Origin of the sequence: Citrobacter enshiensis, assembly GCF_029338175.1 — a bacterium.
GTDB lineage: Bacteria > Pseudomonadota > Gammaproteobacteria > Enterobacterales > Enterobacteriaceae > Citrobacter_D > Citrobacter_D enshiensis.
On sequence record NZ_CP119862.1, the window covers coordinates 806,207 to 829,102 of the forward strand.

Sequence of the window (22,896 nt, forward strand, 5' to 3'; positions counted from 1 at the left end):
TTACTCTTCCAGCGAATATGGCAGCGGTTCAATGTGCAATGTGTTGGCATCGTCGCGGACGCGAAATACGCTGTCAGCTTCCATGTCGTTATTCATCACGACTTGTACCCGCAACCGGCCATCGTCTAACTGTACCGCAGCGAGAACCGTACCGGTACGACGCCAGTTTTCACCCATCTGCAGTTCAAGATCTTCTCCCGCTTCCGGCACCCGACTGGCAATACCCACCAGAGACCACAGCGCGCGTTTGTTCGCGCCACGGAATTTCGCACGAGCAACCATCTCCTGACCGGTATAGCAGCCTTTCTTAAAGCTAATTCCCCCCAGCGCCTGAAGATTGGTTGCCTGTGGAATAAACTGTCCGCTATTTACCGTGTCAATGATCGGGATACCGGCTTCAATATCCAGAGCAAGCCACTGCTGGCTGTTGTTGAGTGCTGCTTCGCCACGTAACTTTTCGGTCAGCGTTTCTGCCGTGGCGACATCGGTCACCAGCAGGAAGCGCTCCGCCGGATGTTCAAACCACAGTAAAGTAGACGCATCTTTCGTCACCACCGGGTTTTCGGCATCCGGCAGTTCGCTAAAAAGAGGCGCCAGCGCTGCGCGTGCCTGAAACCCCGCAACGCCAAGCAGAACGCGTTCATCATCAGGCGCAATGACGACTTTAGAGAACACGGCGTACTTTTTCAGTTCAGTCAGTTGGGCATCGCGCAGACTGCGGCGCTCAATCCAGGCAAATCCTTCGCCATCACGGAACAAACGAAGATTGCTCCACATCTTTCCTTTGGCATCGCAATGAGCGGCCAGGATATGGTGATGCTCTGTCAGTTGACTTACGTCGGCAGTGACCTGCCCCTGGATATATTTTTCGCAGTCTGCGCCGGTAATGGTGGCCAGCGCCCAGTCATCTAATGTGATCAACGTCAGAGGCAAACGCGCCGACGTTGAAGGCTGACGAGGAGGAAAAGGTGTAAACGCCATAATAATGTCCTGATTTGCTTAACGCCGTAATAATGACTAATGGTAAAAGAGCTATTGCCCATTGCAAGCGCTTTAGACATTCCATTTGTGCCCTTTCGTCTGCTTTGCGAAGCGCCATGCAAAATGGATGAAGCATTTGACTCAATGTCTTTATATTTAGCGATCGTGCTTCCGATGATGGAGATTCCCGCAAAATAACATGAAAAACACGTTACAATAGCCGGGTACTTCATTTTCGCGAGACAGGAAGAAGAACATGGATATTAACAACAAAGCACGTATTCACTGGGCATGCCGTCGTGGTATGCGTGAGCTCGACATTTCCATCATGCCGTTTTTCGAACATGAGTACGATAGTCTCAGTGATGATGAAAAACGCATTTTTATTCGTTTGCTGGAATGCGATGATCCGGATTTATTCAACTGGTTAATGAATCATGGTAAGCCGGCAGATGCAGAACTGGAACAGATGGTGAGACTCATCCAGACACGGAATCGGGAACGTGGTCCTGTGGCAATCTGATTTACGCGTCTCCTGGCGCGCACAGTGGCTGTCCTTGCTTCTTCATGGGTTGGTCGCCGCATTGATTTTGTTGATGCCCTGGCCATTGAGCTATACCCCTCTGTGGCTGATATTGCTCTCACTGGTGGTGTTCGATTGCGTACGCAGTCAGCGACGCATCAATACCCGTCAGGGCGAGATTAAATTGCTGATGGATGGGCGTTTGCGCTGGCAGGGGCTGGAGTGGGCGATTCTGAGCGCACCCTGGATGCTCAAGACGGGCATGATGATGCGTTTGCGTTCGGATAGCGGTCGACGTCAACACTTATGGTTGGCGGCGGATAGTATGGACGAAAAAGAATGGCGTGAGTTACGTCGGGTAATGTTGCAGCAAACGGAACAAGAGAAGCACTGACGAACGGGCGGAATGCCTGATTCGTCAGTGAGAAGCGTCAGAAAGCGCTCTTTTAACCGCGCTCGTTTCAGGAGTAGTGTTCGGCCATCTCACTGAGAATTTGCTCGCACCAGACCTGAATACGTTCGTCGCTAAGATCGTACTGATTGGTTTCATCCAGCGCCAGGCCGACAAACAGTTGCCCGTCGGCAATCACCGGTTTAGGGCTGGTAAACTCGTATCCTTCCGTTGGCCAGTAACCGACAAATGTCACCCCTTTGGTGGCGAGTTTGTCGTGCAGCATGCCAAGCGCATCAAGGAACCATTCACCGTATCCCAACTGGTCGCCCATACCGTAAAGCGCGACGATTTTACCTTCCAGATTGAGAGAGTCCAGCTGTTCCCAGACGGCTTCCCAGTCCTCCTGAATTTCACCGAAATCCCAGGTAGGGATACCTAAAATGAGCACATCGTACTGCTCCATTAAGGTGGGGGCGTCATCCTTGAGGTTGTGCAATGTCACCAGCTCGGGTCCCAGAATATCGCGGATTTTTTCTGCCGCCATTTCGGTGTAACACGTGCTGGAACCGTAAAAAAGACCCATGTTCATTACGTAACATCTCGATTCTGCTGTAGCGTTGCGGGTAGTGTACCAGAATCGCTGCATTCACGGCACAATGAGGCATAATGCATCAAAAATGAGAACGGAATAAGGGGCGAAAGTGGAACAGGATCTGGCACGCATCGAGCAGTTTCTTGATGCCCTGTGGCTGGAGCGAAATCTGGCGGAAAATACGTTAAGCGCGTATCGTCGCGACCTGTCGATGGTGGTTGAATGGTTGCATCATCGCGGGGCATCGCTGGCGACGGTGCAAAGCGACGATCTGCAAGCCTTACTGGCGGAACGGATGGATGGCGGCTATAAAGCCACCAGTTCTGCGCGTTTGCTAAGCGCCATGCGACGTTTTTTTCAGCATCTTTATCGTGAAAAATTTCGTGAAGACGATCCGAGCGCGCAACTGGCGTCACCTAAACTTCCGCAGCGTTTGCCAAAAGATCTCAGTGAAGCGCAGGTAGAGCGTTTGCTACAAGCGCCGCTGATTGAACAACCGCTGGAGCTACGCGACAAAGCCATGCTGGAAGTGCTTTACGCAACGGGGCTACGTGTCTCTGAGCTGGTGGGGCTAACGATGAGCGACATCAGCCTGCGTCAGGGGGTTGTGCGGGTCATCGGTAAGGGAAACAAAGAACGGCTGGTTCCGCTGGGCGAAGAGGCGGTGTACTGGCTGGAAACGTATCTCGAACACGGCCGTCCTTGGTTGTTGAACGGTGTGTCGATTGATGTGTTGTTTCCCAGTCAGCGCGCGCAGCAGATGACACGCCAGACGTTCTGGCACCGAATTAAACACTATGCCGTGCTGGCGGGGATCGACAGCGAGAAATTGTCGCCACACGTGTTGCGTCACGCCTTTGCCACGCATTTGCTCAATCATGGCGCAGATTTACGCGTTGTGCAGATGTTGCTCGGGCATAGCGATCTCTCGACGACGCAAATTTATACTCATGTCGCGACCGAGCGCTTGCGTCAACTTCATCAACAGCATCACCCCAGAGCGTGAATGCTGACAGGAAAGGATAGGCTATGAAAAAAAGTATTATGATGTTCACCCTACTGGCGACGGCGTTTGCGGGTATGGCCCACGCCGATGATGCAGCGATTCGCCAGTCGCTGGCTAAACTGGGTGTTCAGAGTTCGGAGATTCAGTCGGCGCCGGTTGCCGGAATGAAAACGGTGATGACCAATAGCGGCGTGCTGTACGTTACCGAAGACGGAAAACACATTATCCAGGGGCCGATGTATGACGTCAGCGGCGCCCATCCGGTAAACGTCACCAATAAATTGCTGATGAATCACCTGAACGCGCTGGAAAAAGAGATGATCGTCTATAAAGCGGCGCAGGAAAAACACGTCATCACCGTTTTCACCGACATCACCTGCGGCTACTGTCACAAGCTGCATGAAGAGATGAAAGACTATAACGCGCTGGGGATCACCGTGCGTTATCTGGCTTTTCCACGCCAGGGGCTGGCAAGCCAGGCTGAGCAAGATATGAAGTCTATCTGGTGTGCAAAAGACAAAAATAAAGCCTTTGACGATGCGATGGCGGGTAAGAGCGTCACTGCCGCCAGCTGCGATGTGAATATCGCTGACCATTATGCGCTGGGCGTGCAGTTTGGCGTCAGCGGTACGCCGGCAATCGTGTTAAGCAACGGCTATGTCGTTCCCGGATATCAGGGCCCGAAAGAGATGAAAGCGTTTCTTGACGAGCATCAGAAACAGACCAGCGGTAAATAATTCGCGTGAAACAACAGATACAACTGCGTCGGCGTGAAGCCGATGAGACGGCGGACCTTCCAGGCGATTTGCCGCCTTTGCTGCGACGTTTGTACGCCAGTCGGGGAGTGCGCTGCGCGCAGGATCTTGAGCGTAGCGTTAAAGGCATGCTGCCGTGGCAGCAACTGAGTGGCGTCGAAAAGGCCGTTGAGATCCTCTATAACGCCTTTCGCGAGGGAACCCGCATTATCGTCGTGGGCGACTTTGATGCGGACGGGGCGACCAGTACCGCGCTCAGCGTGCTCGGAATGCGCGCGCTGGGCTGTGACAACATCAGCTATCTGGTGCCTAATCGCTTTGAAGATGGTTATGGTTTAAGTCCAGAGGTGGTGGATCAGGCGCATGCCCGTGGCGCGCAACTGATCGTGACCGTGGATAACGGCATCTCCTCCCATGCGGGTGTGGAACATGCGAAAGCGCTGGGTATCCCTGTCGTCGTCACCGATCACCACCTGCCGGGCGACACACTGCCTGCCGCAGAGGCCATCATTAACCCGAATTTGCGGGAGTGTACATTTCCGTCTAAGTCACTGGCGGGCGTCGGCGTTGCGTTTTATTTGATGCTGGCGCTGCGGACTTTCCTGCGTGATAAAGGGTGGTTTGACGAGCGCGGCATTGCGCCGCCGAATCTGGCGGATCTGCTTGATCTGGTCGCGTTAGGAACGGTGGCGGACGTGGTGCCGCTCGATGTGAATAACCGAATCCTGACATGGCAGGGGTTGAGCCGTATTCGGGCGGGCAAGTGCCGTCCGGGTATTAAAGCGCTGCTGGAGATCTCAAATCGCGATCCGCAAAAACTGGCTGCCAGCGACCTGGGTTTTGCCCTGGGACCGCGACTCAATGCGGCAGGCCGACTGGACGATATGTCCGTTGGCGTGGCGTTGTTGCTGTGTGACAACATTGGTGAAGCGCGCGTACTGGCCAACGAACTCGATGCGCTGAATCAGACCCGCAAAGAAATAGAGCAGGGCATGCAGGCGGAAGCGCTGACGCTGTGCGAAAAGCTGGAGCGCAGCGGCGAAACGCTTCCCGGTGGTCTGGCGATGTACCATCCCGAGTGGCACCAGGGGGTCGTTGGGATTCTGGCCTCTCGCATTAAAGAGCGTTTTCACCGTCCGGTGATTGCTTTTGCCCCCGCGGGCGACGGTACCCTAAAGGGGTCAGGTCGTTCGATTCAGGGACTGCATATGCGTGATGCGCTGGAGCGTTTAGACACGCTCTATCCGGGCATGATGCTGAAGTTTGGCGGCCATGCGATGGCGGCAGGATTATCCCTCGAGGAAGCCCAGTTTGAACACTTCCAGCAACGTTTCGGCGAGCTGGTCACCGAGTGGCTGGATCCGGCGCTCTTGCAGGGTGAAGTGGTATCCGATGGCCCACTGAGCGCGGATGAGATGACGATGGAAGTGGCGCAACTGTTGCGCGATGCCGGACCATGGGGACAAATGTTCCCTGAACCGTTGTTTGACGGACGTTTTCGCCTGTTGCAGCAACGGCTGGTGGGTGAGCGCCATCTGAAGGTGATGGTCGAACCCGTCGGCGGCGGCCCGCTGCTTGACGGTATCGCGTTTAACGTCGACACGACGTGCTGGCCGGACAACGGTGTACGCGAAGTGGAACTGGCCTACAAGCTGGATATTAACGAGTTCCGCGGCAATCGCAGTTTACAGATTATCATTGATAACATCTGGCCGATTTAGCATCACTTTCACTGTAATTAAAGGGCGAAATCCGCTAATATTCCGCCCTTATAACCGCATTTTGACTCGTCCAATAAAAGAAATCAGACCATGTTTGAAATTAATCCGGTAAATAACCGCATTCAGGACCTCACGGAACGCTCCGACGTTCTTAGGGGGTATCTTTGACTACGATGCCAAGAAAGAGCGTCTGGAAGAAGTAAACGCCGAGCTGGAACAGCCGGACGTCTGGAACGAACCCGAACGCGCTCAGGCGCTGGGAAAAGAACGTTCTTCCCTTGAAGCCATTGTCGATACGCTCGATCAAATGTTGCAGGGACTGGAAGATGTTTCCGGCTTGCTGGAACTGGCTGTAGAAGCCGACGACGAAGAAACCTTTAACGAAGCCGTTGCTGAACTTGATACGCTGGAAGACAAACTGGCGCAGCTGGAATTCCGTCGTATGTTCTCCGGTGAGTATGACAGCGCGGATTGCTACCTCGACATTCAGGCGGGCTCCGGCGGTACTGAAGCGCAGGACTGGGCAAGCATGCTGGAGCGTATGTATCTGCGCTGGGCAGAAGCTCGCGGCTTTAAAACAGAAATTATCGAAGAGTCGGAAGGCGAAGTGGCAGGGATCAAATCCGTGACCATTAAGATCTCTGGCGATTACGCGTATGGCTGGCTGCGTACCGAAACAGGCGTTCACCGTCTGGTGCGTAAGAGCCCGTTCGACTCCGGCGGTCGTCGCCATACGTCGTTTAGTTCTGCGTTTGTTTACCCGGAAGTGGACGATGATATCGATATCGATATCAACCCGGCTGACCTGCGTATCGACGTCTATCGCGCATCCGGCGCGGGCGGACAGCACGTTAACCGTACGGAATCCGCGGTGCGTATTACCCACATTCCGACCGGGACGGTCACCCAGTGCCAGAACGACCGTTCTCAGCACAAAAACAAAGACCAGGCCATGAAGCAGATGAAAGCGAAGCTTTATGAACTGGAAATGCAGAAGAAGAATGCCGAGAAACAGGCGATGGAAGACAATAAATCTGACATCGGCTGGGGTAGCCAGATTCGTTCATATGTCCTTGATGACTCCCGCATTAAAGACTTGCGTACCGGGGTTGAAACCCGTAACACGCAGGCGGTGCTGGATGGCAGCCTGGATCAATTTATCGAAGCAAGTTTGAAAGCAGGGTTATGAGGAACCAACATGTCTGAACAACACGCACAGGGCGCTGACGCGGTAGCCGATCTTAATAATGAACTGAAAACGCGCCGCGAGAAGCTGGCTGGCCTGCGCGAGCAGGGTATCCCGTTCCCGAATGATTTCCGTCGCGATCACACCTCAGACCAACTGCATGCTGACTTCGACGCGAAAGAAAACGAAGAACTGGAAGCGCTGAACATCGAAGTGTCTGTAGCGGGTCGTATGATGACACGCCGCATCATGGGTAAAGCGTCTTTTGTTACGCTGCAAGACGTCGGCGGCCGCATTCAGCTGTACGTTTCCCGTGACGATCTGCCGGAAGGCATCTACAACGAGCAGTTCAAAAAATGGGATCTCGGTGACATCCTTGGCGCGAAAGGTAAGCTGTTCAAAACCAAAACGGGTGAACTGTCTATCCATTGCACCGAGCTGCGTCTGTTAACCAAAGCGCTGCGTCCGCTGCCGGATAAATTCCACGGTCTGCAGGATCAGGAAGCGCGTTACCGTCAGCGTTATCTGGATCTCATCTCTAACGATGAATCCCGCAACACCTTTAAAGTGCGTTCACAGATCATGGCGGGTATCCGTCAGTTCATGGTGGGTCGTGGCTTTATGGAAGTTGAAACCCCGATGATGCAGGTGATCCCTGGCGGTGCCGCAGCACGCCCGTTCATCACCCATCATAATGCGCTGGATCTGGATATGTACCTGCGTATCGCGCCGGAACTGTATCTGAAGCGTCTGGTGGTCGGTGGTTTCGAACGTGTATTCGAGATCAACCGTAACTTCCGTAACGAAGGGATCTCCGTTCGTCATAACCCAGAGTTCACTATGATGGAACTCTATATGGCGTATGCGGACTACAAAGACCTGATCGAACTCACCGAATCTCTGTTCCGTACGCTGGCGCAGGACGTTCTGGGTACCACTGAAGTGCCTTACGGTGATGAAGTCTTCGACTTTGGTAAACCGTTCGAAAAACTGACCATGCGTGAAGCCATCAAGAAATATCGTCCAGAGACGAATATGGCGGATCTGGACAGTTTTGATTCAGCTAAAGCGATTGCGGAAAGTATCGGTATTAAGATCGAGAAGAGCTGGGGTCAGGGTCGTATCGTGACCGAGATCTTCGAAGAAGTGGCGGAAGCGCATCTGATTCAGCCGACCTTCATCACTGAATATCCGGCAGAAGTTTCTCCTCTGGCGCGTCGTAACGATGAAAATCCAGAAATTACTGACCGCTTCGAATTCTTCATCGGGGGCCGCGAAATCGGTAATGGCTTTAGCGAGTTGAACGACGCCGAAGATCAGGCTCAGCGTTTCCTGGATCAGGTTAACGCGAAAGATGCGGGTGATGACGAAGCGATGTTCTACGACGAAGACTATGTGACGGCGCTGGAACACGGTTTGCCGCCGACTGCGGGTCTGGGCATTGGTATCGACCGTATGGTTATGCTGTTCACCAACAGCCACACTATCCGCGACGTGATCCTGTTCCCGGCGATGCGTCCGGTTAAATAAGCCTCACGCGGTCAGATAAAACCAACCCCGGCAAATGCGTCGGGGTTTTTTATTTTTGGCGGCTGTAATTTAACAATGCTTCACGCGCTGTATTGTCCGATGCCTGCATCACCATCCACGGACTGAAAGCCCACGGCGCGGCGCTAATCCCACCCAGAACACCCTCCAGATCGCTCCACTGGTACTCCATCACCTCATCGTTATTCACGCTGAGCTCGCTGACCATCCGTGCGGCATAGACCGGGCAAACTTCGTTCTCCACGATCCCGTTTGGATCGGTAGCGCGGTAACGAAAGGCAGAATAGACGGGGGTCAGGCTGGAAATCTCCACGCCCAACTCAAAACGGCAGCGTCGGATAATGGCGTCTTCAGTGCTTTCTCCTTGCTGTGGATGACCACAAACCGAATTCGTCCAGACGCCTGGCCACGCTTTTTTTGATAGCGAGCGGCGGGTGACCAGAAACTGCCCTTTCTTGTTGAAGAGCCAACAAGAGAAAGCGAGATGTAAAGGGGTATTGAAGGTGTGGGCCGCATACTTTTCCAGTGTTCCGGAAGGCCGATCCTGCTCATCCAATAAAATAATGTGTTCCTGTTGCATAATGTCTCGTCGTGAATGTTAAGCACACACCATTATAGGGCATGAAATATCGCGACAGAATGATTTCTCAAGAATGTATGTGATGGCGAGGGATTCGACACCAGCGTCATTTGACGCGGGTGTCGGGAGAAAAAGAGGATTTAGAAAAACAGCAGCATGAAATTGAACCGACTTTCAATACCCAGAGCAATACTGTCAGAAATGGCGGGTATCGAGATCAGCATGAGCAGCAGAATACTCAGAATACAGCGCAATAAAATATGCATTTTATTCATCCTGCTGGTTTTTTTTCAGTTTGCGCATCAGCAACCACATACGGACGGTTCTGACCTTTAATTTTTTATCGGAGATCGATTCTTGCGCCAGCTCGGTGTGATGCTGATAGCCGTTAAAGAAAACATTCAGTACGACGGCGCTGACCGTTGCCAGCATAATGCCGCTGTGTAGTAGCGGCTGGAGAACGGCGGGTAACTGGGAGAAAAAGTTATGGGACAGCGTGGGTGTCATGCCGACGCCAAGACTAATCGCCACAATGTAGAGGTTGTAACGATTGGTGGTGTAGTTACAGCGTGACAGAATGCGAATCCCGGTTGCCAGCACCATGCCAAACATCACCAGACCCGCGCCGCCGAGGACAAATTGCGGAATTGAGGCGACCAGTACTGCCATTTTAGGCACCATGCCGAACAGAATTAAAATGATACCGGAAGCAATGCAAACCCAACGGCTGTGCACGCGCGTCACGCTGACCAGACCGACGTTTTGTGAAAATGAGGTATGAGGGAAGCTGTTAAAAAGCCCGCCAATCATCGTTCCTACGCCGTCCACGCGCAGCCCGCGAATAATGTCTTGTGAGGAGAGTTTACGACCAACAATTTCCCCGAGCGCGAGGAACATCCCCATCGATTCAATAAAAACAATGATCAGGACTGCCGTCATTGTCAGAATTGAGACCGGATCAAATACCGGTGTACCAAAGGCCAGCGGCGTCACAATGGCGAACCATGAGGCATCGTGCAGGCCTGACAGATTAACTTCATTCATCATCCACGATAACGCAAAGCCAAATACAATGCCGAGTAAAACGGCAACGTTGGACATAAAACCTTTGGCATAACGGGTAATGAGTAAAATAAAAATTAATACGGCAAAAGAAATGCCTAAATATATCGGGTTGCCATATTCAGGATTTCCTTTTCCTCCCGCCGCCCAGTCGATGCCGACCTGAATAATACTCAGACCAATAGAGGTAATCACCACGCCGGTGACCAGGGGGGGGAATAATGGCATTAAACGCCCGATAAGTGGTGCTAATAGCGTTGTGATAAAACCCGCAGCAATTGTCGCGCCAAAAATACCCAGCAAACCGATATCTGGATTCATACCGATAGCAATCATTGGCGTAACGGCGGCAAACGTCACCGACATAATCACCGGCAGGCGAATTCCCATAAAGCGACCGATGCCGATACATTGCAGAAGCGTGACGACACCACAGCAAAAAAGATCGGAGCTAATGAGCAGAGCGATCTCCGCTTTGCTGAGCCCGAGTCTGTCGCCAATCATCAACGGTACCGCGACCGCGCCAGCGTACATGACAAGGACATGCTGGAGACCGAGTATGACAAGCTTTCCTGGAGATAATATGCGGTCAACCTCATCGCCAGGGCGGTTTTGACCCGAGGAAGAGGGCAATTGAGAATCTATGGCGCTCATGCGTTTTTCTCCTTTAACTCGCCTGAGTAAAAAGCAACCGTTTACGTTTGCTAAAACAGTAAAAGGACATGCTCGTGGAATGCCAGTTTTAGTCTGTGTGGAAAGGTATAGGGTGGAAATGCGGAAGAAATCACACAATTGCTAATTTGGGGAACACCAGGTAAAGAGAGGTGGCCTGGATTTTATCTTTTGTTTTCTCATATTGATAAGTGTTTAATCATTATGGAATGGAGTGATTCATTTTTTATTACCCTGTAAGCATATATTGTTCAGGTTCATTGCTATGAAATTTGAAGAATCCGTAATGAGGTTAATTAAAGAAAAACTCACAGGTGTTCATTTTTTAGTTTGATGTAAGTCGCAAAGTTATAAATAAACTTTCCTGCGCGCAAAGATATGCCCGTTTATTGCATCGCGATATCTGAAAAAAATAACTAACCAGATGAAAAGGACGCAAATGAACACTTTTATTGTTGCCGATGCGATGGAATGTATAGGCTGCCATGCTTGCGAAATCGCCTGCGTTTTGGCTCATCATCAGGAAAACTGGCCACAAAATCGTAGTGACTTTTTACCCCGAATCCATCTTGTGGGGAAAGGAGAGATCGCCCGTACTGTCACATGCCATCACTGTAGTAACGCGCCCTGTGTTGCTTCTTGCCCGGTGGATGCGCTCACCTTTCACTCTGATAGCGTACAACTGGACGAGCGGCGCTGTATCGGTTGTAAAAGCTGCGCAATCGCTTGCCCATTTGGGGTTATCGAGATGGTCGATGCTGTTGCGCAGAAATGTGACCTTTGCCATCAACGTGTTTCGGGTGGACAAGCCTGTGTTGAGGCATGCCCCACAAAGGCGCTGCGCTTGATGGATGACAAGGGCTTGCTGCAATTGCAAAAGGTTCGGCAGCGCAGGAGTGCAGAAGGTGATGCAGCGGGAGGCAGCAGGCTTTCCCGTCGTGAAATGTTACTTTCCGCTGAGCCACGTAAGGGGGCGGAGAAACGTTCCGCTGCGGAGCGGAAAACACATTTTGGCGAAATTTATCTCGGTCTGGATCGGCAGCAGAGCGTTTATGAAAGCGGGCGCTGTGTCTATTGTGCGGAAAACGCGAATTGTAACTGGCACTGCCCCCTGCATAACGCGATTCCCGATTATGTGCGCCTTGTCCGTGAGGGACGCATCATTGAGGCGGCGGAACTCTGCCACCAGACCAGTTCTCTGCCGGAGATCTGTGGTCGGGTTTGCCCGCAGGATCGTCTCTGCGAAGGCGCCTGCACGTTGAAGGATCTCTCTGGCGCGGTATCAATAGGCAACCTTGAGCGATACATTACTGACACCGCACTGGCAATGGGCTGGCGCCCCGATCTTAGCCGCGTCGCTTCTCGCCCGCAGCGTGTGGCGGTGATTGGCGCAGGACCCGCAGGTCTCGGCTGTGCAGACGTATTGACGCGTGCGGGCGTGCAGGTCGATGTTTATGATCGCCATCCGGAAATTGGCGGCATGCTGACCTTTGGTATCCCGCCTTTTAAGCTGGAAAAAAGCGTTCTGAGCCAGCGGCGGGAGATCTTTAGTGCGATGGGGATCGATTTTCACCTGAACTGCGAAATTGGTCGTGACATTCCCTTCCATTTTCTCACTGAAAAGTACGATGCCGTTTTTATCGGGGTGGGAGCTTACGGACTTATGCAGGCCAATTTGGCGCAGGAAGATGCCCCGGGCGTGATCCAGGCGCTGCCCTTCCTGACCGCGCATACCCGACAGCTTATGGGATTGCCCGAGGTTGCGGAGTATCCGCTTACCCCTGTCGACGGGAAACGGGTTGTGGTGCTGGGAGGCGGCGACACCACCATGGATTGCCTGCGTACCTCTATACGGCTGAACGCTGCCAGCGTGACCTGCGCCTACCGTCGGGATGAAGTCAGCATGCCAGGCTCGCGTAAAGAGGTGGTCAATGCCCGCGAGGAAGGCGTCGAATTTTTGTTTAATGTTCAGCCGCAATATATCGCGTGTGATGATGACGGACGGGTCGCCGCGGTGGGGTTGATTCGTACTGCAATGGGGGAGCCAGGTCCGGATGGCCGTCGTCGACCGCGCCCTGTGGCGGGCTCTGAGTTCGAACTGCCAGCCGACGTTCTCATTATGGCGTTTGGTTTTCAGCCGCATGCCATGCCCTGGTTGCAGGGGAGCGGCGTTGAGCTGGATAAATATGGCCTTATCAAAACGGGTGACGCAGGGCGTTTATCCACCCAGACGCATCTGGAAAAAGTGTTTGCTGGCGGTGATGCGGTTCATGGTGCGGATCTGGTTGTCACGGCGATGGCTGCCGGGCGACAGGCTGCACGCGATATGCTGGTCATATTCGAGCAAAAGGAGGCGCGATGAAGGCGTCTATTGTCGTCAATCCGGTTGATTGTATAGGTTGTCGTACCTGTGAAGCTGTCTGTGCGTTGGCGAACTTACCGGCTACGGAGGTGAAGACCCGCATTTCCCTTCCCCGGCTAAAAGTGCGACGCCTGAACCCGGCCAGCGCCGCGAATCCTGTCTGAAATCACTCCGCGCCTTCCGGCGCGGAGCATCTCCTATATCGCCCATCCACCAGCATAAAATGCGACCAGCGCGACGGTGATGATGATGGTTCCGATATTTAGCTTCTGCCACTCACGTGCGAAAACGCGACCCACAACCAGGGTGACAAAACCGAGCATAATCCCCGTGACGATGTTGCACGTCAGAACGATAAAGACGGCGCAAACCAGTCCGGACATGGCATCAATGAAGTCATTGAAATCCAGCTTCGATACGTTACTCAACATCAGTAACCCCACATACATCAGCGCAGGGGCAGTCGCGTAACCAGGGATCAAGTACGAGAGTGGTGATAAAAACAGAATCAGCAGGAACAGACAGCCGACGATAGTGGCGGTTAGCCCGGTTTTCCCACCTGCTGCGGTGCCCGCAGCGGATTCGATATACACGGCAGCAGGCGCCGCGCCCACCAGCCCGGAGAACACGGAGCTAATGGAGTCGCTGGTCAGCGCTTTGCCGCCATTGATTATCTGGTTGTCTTTATCTAACAGATTCGCCTGGCCGGCGACGGCGCGGATCGTACCGGTGGCATCAAACACCGCCGTCATGACCAGCGCCAGCACGCTGGGCAATACTGCTGGCTGTAATGCGCCCATGATATCAAGACTGAAAATCAGTGATTTTCCATCTGCATCGCTCAGACTGGGCATAGCGACCAGACCTTGGTATTTGACTGCAGGATCAAAAATCAGGCCGATAACGGAGATGGCGATAATGACCAGCAGGATCCCGCCAGGGACGCGACATTTCTCCAGACCGAAAATCACCGCCAGTCCCAGCAGACTCATCATGACCGGAAATGAGGTGAATGCACCGAGCGCCACCGGCAGCCCTTCCAGCGGATTTTTAATGACCATGCCGACACCGTTAGCCGCGATGAGCAGCAGGAACAGCCCAATGCCGATCCCCGTACCATGGGCGATCCCCATCGGCAAATTACGCAGGATCCAGGTACGTATGCCGGTTACGGATATGGCGGTAAAAATAACGCCCATCAGGAAGACGGCGCCAAGGGCGACAGGAATACTGATATGTTGTCCCAGTACCAGACTAAACGCGGTAAATGCGGTCAGAGAGATCGCGCAGCCGATCGCCATCGGCAGGTTTGCCCATAGCCCCATCAGCAATGATCCGAAGCCCGCGACCAGACAGGTGGCGACGAAGACTGCGGCAGGCGGGAAACCCGCTTTACCCAGCATTCCGGGGACAACGATGACGGAATACACCATGGCAAGAAATGTGGTTAATCCGGCCAGCACCTCCTGGCGAACCGTGCTGCCCCGGGCTGAAATTTTGAAATAAGCATCCAACGCGCCGTGAGATTTCGGTGAGTCGGTGTTTTGTAGTAGATCTCCAGACATAATAATGTCCTCAGCAGAGAGTAAGTGTTAAATCAGGTCCGTTCGTAAACCAGACGACCGTCGACGTAGGTGCGATAAATTGAGCGGTCGTCGCCCAACGTCATCATCACGAACAATTTGTCGACCAGGGATACCGAGTTGTCATAGCGCAGTTGTTGGAGAGGCGTCGCCGTAGGCTCCAGCACCACGAAGTCCGCCTCTTTGCCCGGCATAAAATTGCCGATAAGGTTGTCGAGCCCCAGCGCTTTCGCCCCGCCCAGCGTGGCAAGGTAGAACGCTTCATAGGCCGAGAGTCGATATCCCTGCAATTGCACGACCTTGTAGGCTTCGTTCAGAGTCTGCAGCATGTTGAATGTTGTTCCTGCACCAATGTCAGTGCCCATGCCGACTTTAATTTTCTTACGCCAGGCTTTTTGCAGATTAAATAAACCGCTGCCGAGGTAGAGGTTGGAGGTCGGGCAGAAGGCGATGCTGGAGCCGGTTTCACTCAGGCGATCCCACTCTTTTTCCTCCAGATGTATGCAGTGGGCAAAAACACAATTTTTACCGGTCAACCCGTACTGGTGATACACATCCAGATAGCCGTCATGGTCAGGATAGAGCGCTTTCACCCAGGCAATTTCGTCTTTGTTTTCACATAAATGCGTATGCACCCAGGTATCGGGATACTCTTCCCGAAGGCGCTGAGCCATCGCCATCTGCTGCGGGGAGGAGGTCGGTGCGAAGCGCGGCGTGATGGCATAGAGCAGGCGACCATTTTTGTGCCAGCGTTCAATCAGCGCCTTACTTTGCAGGTAGCTGCTTTCTGCATCATCCAGCAGATAATCCGGCGCGTTGCGATCCATCATCACTTTGCCGGCAATCATGCGCATATTGATATGACTTGCGGCTTCAAACAGCGCATCGACCGATTGCGGATGGACCGTACCGAAGACCAGAGCGCTGGTGGTACCGTTACGTAATAGCTGCTTGATGAAAAAAGAGGACATCTCGCGGGCATATTCCAGATCCTCATAGCGCCGCTCTGTGGGGAAAGTGTGTTTATTCAACCACTCCAGCAATTGCTCGCCATAAGCGCCCACCATTTCGCTCTGTGGATAGTGGATATGGGTATCGACAAACCCCGGCACGACCAGTTTCCCACGATAGTCGCGGATGCGAATGGAGTCAGGAACCTGGTGTTTTCCCTTTTCCCATTCGCCAAACCACTCGACTTTCCCCTGTCGAATCAGCAACAGTCCGTCTTCAATAAACCGCAGCGCCGACGCTATCTCTTCGGGGTCTTCAACGGTACGGGCGACATCAATAAAGCTGCCTCGTACTGCTTTTAACGTGTGTTCTCCTGACATCGTATACTCCTTTACAGTTAATCCGTCTCTTCCACAGCGGCGATGCCCGATAAGACTTCTTCTTGTCGGTAGCCGCCGGGGAGGATGATATTCAGTAGAATGGCTGTCAGCCCGCCAGCGCAGATGGGGTTTTCCACTAACACGTAAATGGAGGCAGGCAATATTTTGAAAATTTCTGGGTCATAGGAGACACCAAGCCCAAGCCCTAGCGAGGTGGCGACAATGAGCGTTTCGCGGCGTTTGAGCCCGTTGGTGATAATGATGCGGATCCCGGCGATCGCAATCATCGAAAACATCAACGTCATTGCACCGCCAAGCACCGCCGAAGGGATGGTGGTAAAGAACCCGCCGATCATCGGAAATAGCCCGAGGATCACCAGCATCACGGCGATCGCGCGTCCGATATAGCGCGAGGCGACGCCAGTCATCTGAATCACCCCGTTGTTCTGTGCAAAGGTCGTTAACGGCAGAGAACCTACCGCCGAGGCGATGACCGATACCAGACCGTCTGCCAGTACGCCTCCCTTCAGGCGCGACTGATACTCTTCTCCCTGAATAGGGCGTCTGGAAACCATCGCTGTCGCGGTGATATCGCCCACCGCCTCCAGCACGCTCAGTAAGTAGATGGTGCCGACGACCAGGAAGTGATGAAAATTGAACTGAAAACCATATTTGAAGGGGATCGGTATGGTTACCAGCGGCAGGTTCCGCATACTGCTGAAGTCCACCATGCCAAGGCATAAGGAGACGATATATCCAACGCACAGCCCGATCGCGATACCGCCCATGCGCAGTAGCGGGCTGCGACAGCAGTTGAATCCGATGACCACGACCAGTACCAGCAAGCCGACGCCAATATTTTCGTAATTCCCGTAGGTGCCGCTGCTTTTTGCCGCGAAACCGCCGCCAAAATCGATAATGCCAACTTTAATCAGGCTCAGGCCAATCATTAGCACCACAATACCGCTGACGGTTGGGGTAATCACTCTGCGCAAATAAGGCAGGATAAAAGAGGAACCCACCACCAGAAATGCGCCGACGAAGGAAACGCCGAGCAGAGATGACATGATCAACTCTTCATGAAAACCGTCGCTTTTCATACCGCTGCCAAGAGCAATCATGACAGTCACAAACGAAAAATTAACGGATTGAATGGAGAGTAAGCCGGAACCGACAATACCGTAACGGTTTACCTGTAGCCATGTACCGATGCCGGAGGCGATCATCGCCATTGAGACCAGATAGGCGGTTGTTTCCGCAGAGAGCTGTAGCGCGGTGCCTACGATTAATGCTGGCGTGACCATCGGCACGAAGATGGCCAGCAGATGGGTGATAGCGGCAATAATGGCCTGGTGAAAGGGAGGGCGATCCTCCAGTTCGTAAATAAGATCGGAGCCTGCACGAGTTAAATCAGACATCCCTTCACTCCTTATAAGCAAATTTGATCATCTGAATCAGCAGGATTAAATTCTGCGAATTTAAGGCGCAGGACGCCCTGAGAACGGCTTATCTCATTTCCGCAGACGGCATTTAATCGTTATTGAATCATGGAAACGGGCCGCCGAAGCGGCCCGCGTTGTTACATTTTTTTCAGTGCGGTCAGTATTTTCTCTGGTGTGAAATGCCATTCCCGCAACCAGACGCCACAGGCATCATGAATCGCGGTAGCGATGGCGGGTGCTGCACCGTTAACACCGATTTCAGAGATGGATTTGGCGCCAAAGGGTCCGACTTTATCGTCACTCGGCACCAGGACGGCACGAAAATCACGCGGAATATCACCTATTTTGGGTGCGCCGTAGCTGCGCAGATCGCGGGTCAGCGGATGACCTTGTGCATCATAGATAATTTCTTCGGTCAGGCTATGGCCGATAGCTCGCATCGACGCCCCGTAAATCTGCCCCAGCGCTAGCTCTGGGTTCACCGGTGTGCCGCAGTCCAGCAGTGCGTAGAATTTATCCAGGCGAATTTCACCAGTACGCGTATTGACTGCCACTTCGGCAAAGTTTGCGCCATACGGGAAGGCGAAATCGGGGGTGATATAGCTGGCGGTGGCAACCAGGGTACCAAAGCCGGTGCCGGTCTCCGCCTTATGGGCGATTTCACCGTAGCTGACCTCTCCTTGTTTACCGCGTACGACGCCTGGCGCAGCCAGTTGAACGTCGGCCAGAGGCTCTCCCAGCATTTGCGCACCGTGGAAGAGGATTTTTTCCCGCAGATTCTCCGCCGCTTTACGCGCTGCATTACCCGAGAAGCAGGTACCGGACGAGGCGTAGGCACCTTTGTCGAACAGCGCATGGTCGGTGTCGCCTGAGATGACGTGAACCTCTTGCGGCGCGCAGCGCAGCACTTCCGCCGTCAGTTTCGTCACCACGGTATCGAGTCCGGTTCCAATATCAGCGCCACCGGAGTGAACGATAAAGGTGCCATCCGACTCCAGTTTGATCATGCAGTTGGCCTGATCGATATCCGGAATCCCCGACTTCTGCATAATAATGGCGACCCCTCGGCCTGTGCGCCAGTCACCGTCCTGCGGTTTGGGGGAAGACCAATTGATCATTTCACGTCCCTGACGCAGGATCTCCTCCAGCGCGCAGCTGGCGGCGGAAGGGACAGAGGTCGGGGCTTTACCTTCACCGATTGCGCCGAGTATTTTCAGTTCCTGTCCTTCGTGAACCCTGTTGCGCTCAATAATCTCCAGTTGGTCTATTTGCAACTGCTCGGCCAGTTCTGCCAGCGCCATGGTCATGGCAAACGTGCCTTTTGGCGCGCCGTACCCCTGATAAGCACCGGTGGGGCAAATGTTGCTGTAGTAGGTGGTGACCTGGAAATCGACGTTGTCACAGGGGTACAGCGGCAGCGAAAGCGCAGGACCGTTACACGGTACGGTGAGCGAATGGTTGCCGTAAGGCCCTGTATTAGCGCGGAAATCCATTTTTACCGCCGTCAGACGACCGTCTTTCTTCGCACCCAGTTTCACCGTCACTTTCGCGACGTGGCGGGAAGTATTGGCAATAAACTCCTCTTCACGGGTATAGCGGAAATAAACCGGGCGTCCGGTCACGCAGGTGGCCCAGGCGCAGACCTCTTCCAGCAGGATGTCCTGCTTGGAGCCAAAGCCGCCGCCCACGCGTTCCTTAATGACATGCACCTTGTGCTGCTTCAAGCCGACAAGACGCGCAACCTGACGGCGAAGGTGCCATGGAACCTGGGTTGAAGCGTGAATCACCAGGCGATCGCCGTCCATGCGTGTAAAGCAGATATGAGTTTCTGCCGGGCACTGTTGCGCCTGAGTGGAGGAATAGGTGCGTTCGATAATGACATCAGCATCAGCAAAGCCCTTTTCCATATCGCCGATATGACCGTGGATGCTGGCAGCAATATTTTTCCGGGGGCGTGAGCCAATCGGGAAGTTGATGATCATGTGCTCGCCGCGCTGCGCCGCGTGGCGGTTATCTTCTTCCAGCGTGTCCGGCGCACCGGCGACATACACGACCGGTTCATCGTGAACCACCGGCGCGTCTTCCGCCATGGCTTCATCAATCGACATGACCGGCTTGAGCACTTCATACTCGACGTGGATGAGTTTCAATGCCGCCAGCGCAATCTCTTCGCTTTCCGCGACCACTGCGGCAACACGATCGCCGACGTGACGCAGTTTCTTACCAAACATACGGCGGTCGAGCGGAGAAGGTTCCGGTGCGCTCTGGCCGCCAGGTGTGTAATAGATGTCCGGGCAGTTAAGATGGGTGATTACGTGAACCACGCCGGGCAGCGCTTGTGCTTTACTGACGTCCAGATGCGTAATGAGCGCGTGAGCGTGTGGGCTACGCAACATTTTGATGGTGCAAGCGTCTGGCGTAATGCGGTCTTCCACATAACAGGGTTTGGCCTGCACCATTTTAGCGGCATCTGTTTTCGGCAAGAGCTTGCCAACCACAGCGAGGTCATCACGGAAAGTGGGTGCAATATTGATACTGGCCTGCGGGTCGTTTTTACGCGCTACTGCCAGTTCTATCACCTGATAGTATTGTTGCCAGCCCGCATCGCGGCTGAATAAACCGGAGAGCGCATCGTCGATCTCTTCACGGGTGGGGATGGCGATACGATCGAGCAGATCGCTGATAATCAGGGCGGCGGCCGGATCGTTGTATCCGGATTGCACTACGCCGGTATCCACCATTGCCTGCTGTACCAGGCTCAGTTCATTCCATTTACCCAATGATTCAGAGGTGCGGATCTCTGCCTGATCTAACTGAGCCGCTATCAGCAGGGAGGCGTTGACGATGCGACCGTTATAAAGAATCGCGTCGGAACCGGCGAAGCCGAAGCCGTCGTCACTGTTGCGTACTGAGTGCATACCCAGGTTGAACAGCAGTGCTTGCGCGTTTTCGCCAGGATTCACTTTCATCTCCTGCGCCGCGCCGTTTAACGTAAAGTGAATCATCATACGGCTTCCTCCCCGGCCTGTTGGCAGTCGGCAAACAGATCGGCCACCAGGACTCCTGTGATATAGCGCTTATAGGCCACGCTGCCCCGAACATCGTCCTGTGGGAAAATAGCGTTTGCGACGGCCTGTTCCAGCACGCTGCCTTCCAGTTTTTGCGTTTCCACATCGCGTAACCTTAGCGCTTTGTCCGCCACGCCATCCAGCGCGATGCGCATGCTGTCGTGCTCTGTCAGCGCAACGGCAGCGGTCACGACGGTTAATCCTGCCTGCGAACGGCTGATTTTGCGGGTAGCGCAGGGGAGGTAAGGATCTTTAATGATAATTTCAGTCAGCAGGCGATCGCGCGGATCGGCCAGATAGCTCTCCAGTGACAGGTTTTCGCCGTTACCAAAAACCAACTGCGTATCCAGCGCCAGCAGCACGGGGAGTAAAACGGATTCTTCCTGCAAGGCGGCGATCTCACCGCCGATTGTTGACTGGTTGCGTAAATGGCGGGAGTAGATAAAACCTAACGCTTCCCGTAGCGCTGCCGGGAGGTAGCGGGCATCACGTAAGGGTTGCAGGCGAGTCATCGCCCCGATACGCAATGCACCGTTGTCCCAGTCCACCCAATCCAGTTCCAGATCCTGCAAGGAAATGGCAATACGTTTCTCGGTACGTGTTGGCGTGGCGTTGAGTTTGCTGCCCCCGGCAAACCAGATGGCATCATCCTGATAGCGGCGCTTAAGTTCCAGCGCCTGTTCTACGGAGTCGGGCCTGAAAAATTGATCAATCATCATCTTTCCTCATCAATCCCTCTCCTCAGAAGGAGAGGGCGTGGGCTATGCCAGTGCATCCATCCGGCGCCACATACTGGCGGCGGCTTTTCTGGCCTGCGCATAAATTGAATCGCAATCGAAAGTGAACTGGCGGTCCTCATACACCATCACGCCATTTACCATGACGCTATGCACGCTGCCTGAACCGAGACCGAAAGCGATATGCCCGGCGACGTTCTCCGCCACCAGCGGGGTGGGCGCTGAATAATCGAAGAGGGTTAAGTCAGCTTTGTACCCTGCTTCCAGTCGACCAAAGTTCGCCCCGAAGTTACGACTCAACAGTTCGTTACCGTTAGCCAGCGCTTTAGCAAAACTGTCTGGCCAGAGCGGTCCGCCCGCGTCGCGATGCTTGAAGAAGGCAAACTTCATCTCTTCAAGCATGTCGGAGCCGATACCGTCAGTACCCAGCGCCAGATTACGGATGTGGGTAAGGTGATGGTTGTAGCCGACATGGTTATTCATGTTCGAGCGGGCGTTATGCACCAGGAAGGCATCCTGCTGATTCAGCAGAGCGATATCCTCTGCAGACAGATACAGGCCGTGCGCCACCAGCGTTTTACTGTCGATAAGGTCGTATTCAGCCAGCCTGACCAGCAAATCTTTGCCGTACAGGTGGTGGCTGTGGGAAACGTCATAAAGGTCTTCTGCGGCATGGATATGTAACCCACGCTTCGTCGCTTTAACCGCCTCGCGTAGCATCTCCAGTCCGGCGTCCGGTACCGTAAAGGGGGCATGAGCGCCAATATGCGCTTCCACCAGATACGGCTCGGTTCCGGTTTTACGTGCGTCGTCTATCTGGCGAGCGAAACGAATATTTTCTTCGACACCTTCCTGTAACTCTTTGATTCCATTGTTACGGTCAGTGGTTTCAAAGCAGGTCATGGCGCGCAGGCCAACGTTTAAAAATGCGCTGCGCAGCGTGGAGAGCGACCCGGCAATATATGCCGGGGACGCATGGTGATCGATGACCGCTGTGCATCCGCTCTTAATGGCCTCCATCGAGCAAATCAGCCCGCTGTAGTAGAGCGACTCCTCATCCAGCGCACGATCCAGTCGCCACCAGAGGTTTTTCAGCGTCGAGATAAAATCCGGGCTAGGGGCGATTTGCGCCATGATCCCGCGTGATAAACCGGAGTAAAAATGGTTATGCGCGCAGACCAGTCCCGGCATCACAATCCGACCATGCATCTCTTTCCACTGCGCTGCAGGGTAGCGCTGCGTCAGTGCATCGCCGATATCGACGATAACGTCTTTTTCGATGGCAATATCAACGCCTTCCTGCACTTTTGCCGGGTGGAGCTGTACGGCGGTGACATTTTTCAGAATCAACAT

The 22,896-nt window shown here is 53.7% G+C and carries 20 protein-coding genes; 9 read left to right on the top strand and 11 right to left on the bottom strand.

Annotation, left to right across the window (positions count from 1 at the left end; all coding sequences use genetic code 11):
- Positions 1 to 981, bottom strand: coding sequence for a tRNA-modifying protein YgfZ (ygfZ, locus tag P2W74_RS03955; protein ID WP_276293975.1), 981 nt, complete (start codon positions 979 to 981; stop codon positions 1 to 3).
- A 256-nt stretch (positions 982 to 1,237) separates the two neighbouring features.
- On the opposite strand from ygfZ, the gene sdhE reads away from it, so the two are divergent.
- Together sdhE and P2W74_RS03965 are read left to right on the top strand one after the other, a co-directional pair.
- Positions 1,238 to 1,504, top strand: a complete 267-nt coding sequence (gene sdhE, locus P2W74_RS03960) for an FAD assembly factor SdhE (protein ID WP_162380161.1) — start codon at positions 1,238 to 1,240, stop codon at positions 1,502 to 1,504.
- Positions 1,485 to 1,898, top strand: a complete 414-nt coding sequence (locus P2W74_RS03965; protein ID WP_276293976.1) for a protein YgfX — start codon at positions 1,485 to 1,487, stop codon at positions 1,896 to 1,898. Before sdhE ends, P2W74_RS03965 begins: the two co-directional genes overlap by 20 nt.
- Before the next feature lie 67 nt (positions 1,899 to 1,965).
- Here the strand turns inward: P2W74_RS03965 and fldB are convergent, their stop codons facing one another.
- A complete protein-coding gene (gene fldB, locus P2W74_RS03970; RefSeq protein ID WP_276293977.1) occupies positions 1,966 to 2,487 on the bottom strand; it encodes a flavodoxin FldB in 522 nt (173 codons plus the stop codon).
- A gap of 112 nt (positions 2,488 to 2,599) precedes the next feature.
- On the opposite strand from fldB, the gene xerD reads away from it, so the two are divergent.
- The 5 genes from xerD (at position 2,600) to lysS (ending at position 8,688) form a co-directional block, all read left to right on the top strand.
- The gene (gene xerD / locus P2W74_RS03975) at positions 2,600 to 3,496 is read left to right on the top strand and encodes a site-specific tyrosine recombinase XerD (protein ID WP_276293978.1); all 897 of its coding nucleotides are present in this window, start codon (positions 2,600 to 2,602) and stop codon (positions 3,494 to 3,496) included.
- A 23-nt stretch (positions 3,497 to 3,519) separates the two neighbouring features.
- Positions 3,520 to 4,233 carry a bifunctional protein-disulfide isomerase/oxidoreductase DsbC gene (dsbC, locus tag P2W74_RS03980; RefSeq protein WP_276293979.1) on the top strand — a complete coding sequence of 238 codons (714 nt, stop codon included), beginning with the start codon at positions 3,520 to 3,522 and terminating at the stop codon, positions 4,231 to 4,233.
- Positions 4,234 to 4,238: 5 nt separating this feature from the next.
- Positions 4,239 to 5,972, top strand: coding sequence for a single-stranded-DNA-specific exonuclease RecJ (gene recJ / locus P2W74_RS03985; RefSeq protein WP_276293980.1), 1,734 nt, complete (start codon positions 4,239 to 4,241; stop codon positions 5,970 to 5,972).
- Between the two features lie 90 nt (positions 5,973 to 6,062).
- Positions 6,063 to 7,161 (top strand): peptide chain release factor 2 gene (prfB, locus tag P2W74_RS03990; protein WP_203360068.1). Its coding sequence is split into 2 segments (ribosomal slippage): positions 6,063 to 6,137 and positions 6,139 to 7,161, totalling 1,098 coding nucleotides; the frame shifts between segments, so codons are not numbered across the junction.
- A gap of 9 nt (positions 7,162 to 7,170) precedes the next feature.
- Positions 7,171 to 8,688: a lysine--tRNA ligase gene (lysS, locus tag P2W74_RS03995; RefSeq protein ID WP_276293981.1), complete on the top strand. Its 1,518-nt coding sequence runs from the start codon at positions 7,171 to 7,173 to the stop codon at positions 8,686 to 8,688.
- 49 nt (positions 8,689 to 8,737) lie between these two features.
- On the opposite strand, the gene idi is transcribed toward lysS, so the two are convergent.
- From idi to P2W74_RS04010, 3 genes are all read right to left on the bottom strand, one after another.
- Positions 8,738 to 9,286: an isopentenyl-diphosphate Delta-isomerase gene (gene idi, locus P2W74_RS04000; RefSeq protein WP_276293982.1), complete on the bottom strand. Its 549-nt coding sequence runs from the start codon at positions 9,284 to 9,286 to the stop codon at positions 8,738 to 8,740.
- Between the two features lie 140 nt (positions 9,287 to 9,426).
- Complete coding sequence (locus P2W74_RS04005) at positions 9,427 to 9,552, bottom strand: hypothetical protein (RefSeq protein WP_276293983.1); 126 nt, start codon at positions 9,550 to 9,552, stop codon at positions 9,427 to 9,429.
- A 1-nt stretch (position 9,553) separates the two neighbouring features.
- Complete coding sequence (locus P2W74_RS04010; protein ID WP_276293984.1) at positions 9,554 to 11,002, bottom strand: nucleobase:cation symporter-2 family protein; 1,449 nt, start codon at positions 11,000 to 11,002, stop codon at positions 9,554 to 9,556.
- 457 nt (positions 11,003 to 11,459) lie between these two features.
- Between P2W74_RS04010 and ygfT the strand changes: the two genes are divergently transcribed.
- Positions 11,460 to 13,382, top strand: coding sequence for a formate-dependent uric acid utilization protein YgfT (gene ygfT, locus P2W74_RS04015; protein ID WP_276293985.1), 1,923 nt, complete (start codon positions 11,460 to 11,462; stop codon positions 13,380 to 13,382).
- The gene (locus tag P2W74_RS04020) at positions 13,379 to 13,546 is read left to right on the top strand and encodes an effector protein (protein ID WP_276293986.1); all 168 of its coding nucleotides are present in this window, start codon (positions 13,379 to 13,381) and stop codon (positions 13,544 to 13,546) included. Before ygfT ends, P2W74_RS04020 begins: the two co-directional genes overlap by 4 nt.
- Positions 13,547 to 13,579: 33 nt before the next feature.
- On the opposite strand, the gene ghxQ is transcribed toward P2W74_RS04020, so the two are convergent.
- From ghxQ to ssnA, 6 genes are all read right to left on the bottom strand, one after another.
- A complete protein-coding gene (ghxQ, locus tag P2W74_RS04025) occupies positions 13,580 to 14,947 on the bottom strand; it encodes a guanine/hypoxanthine transporter GhxQ (RefSeq protein ID WP_276293987.1) in 1,368 nt (455 codons plus the stop codon).
- 32 nt (positions 14,948 to 14,979) lie between these two features.
- Positions 14,980 to 16,296, bottom strand: coding sequence for a guanine deaminase (guaD, locus tag P2W74_RS04030; protein ID WP_276293988.1), 1,317 nt, complete (start codon positions 16,294 to 16,296; stop codon positions 14,980 to 14,982).
- Between the two features lie 17 nt (positions 16,297 to 16,313).
- Positions 16,314 to 17,714, bottom strand: a complete 1,401-nt coding sequence (gene xanQ, locus P2W74_RS04035; RefSeq protein ID WP_276293989.1) for a xanthine/proton symporter XanQ — start codon at positions 17,712 to 17,714, stop codon at positions 16,314 to 16,316.
- A gap of 161 nt (positions 17,715 to 17,875) precedes the next feature.
- Positions 17,876 to 20,746, bottom strand: a complete 2,871-nt coding sequence (locus tag P2W74_RS04040; protein ID WP_276293990.1) for a molybdopterin-dependent oxidoreductase Mo/Fe-S-binding subunit — start codon at positions 20,744 to 20,746, stop codon at positions 17,876 to 17,878.
- Complete coding sequence (ygfM, locus tag P2W74_RS04045) at positions 20,743 to 21,522, bottom strand: molybdopterin-dependent oxidoreductase FAD-binding subunit (RefSeq protein ID WP_276295125.1); 780 nt, start codon at positions 21,520 to 21,522, stop codon at positions 20,743 to 20,745. The genes P2W74_RS04040 and ygfM overlap by 4 nt, the downstream gene beginning before the upstream one ends.
- A gap of 45 nt (positions 21,523 to 21,567) precedes the next feature.
- On the bottom strand, positions 21,568 to 22,896 hold the full coding sequence (gene ssnA / locus P2W74_RS04050; RefSeq protein ID WP_276293991.1) for a putative aminohydrolase SsnA: 1,329 nt from the start codon (positions 22,894 to 22,896) through the stop codon (positions 21,568 to 21,570).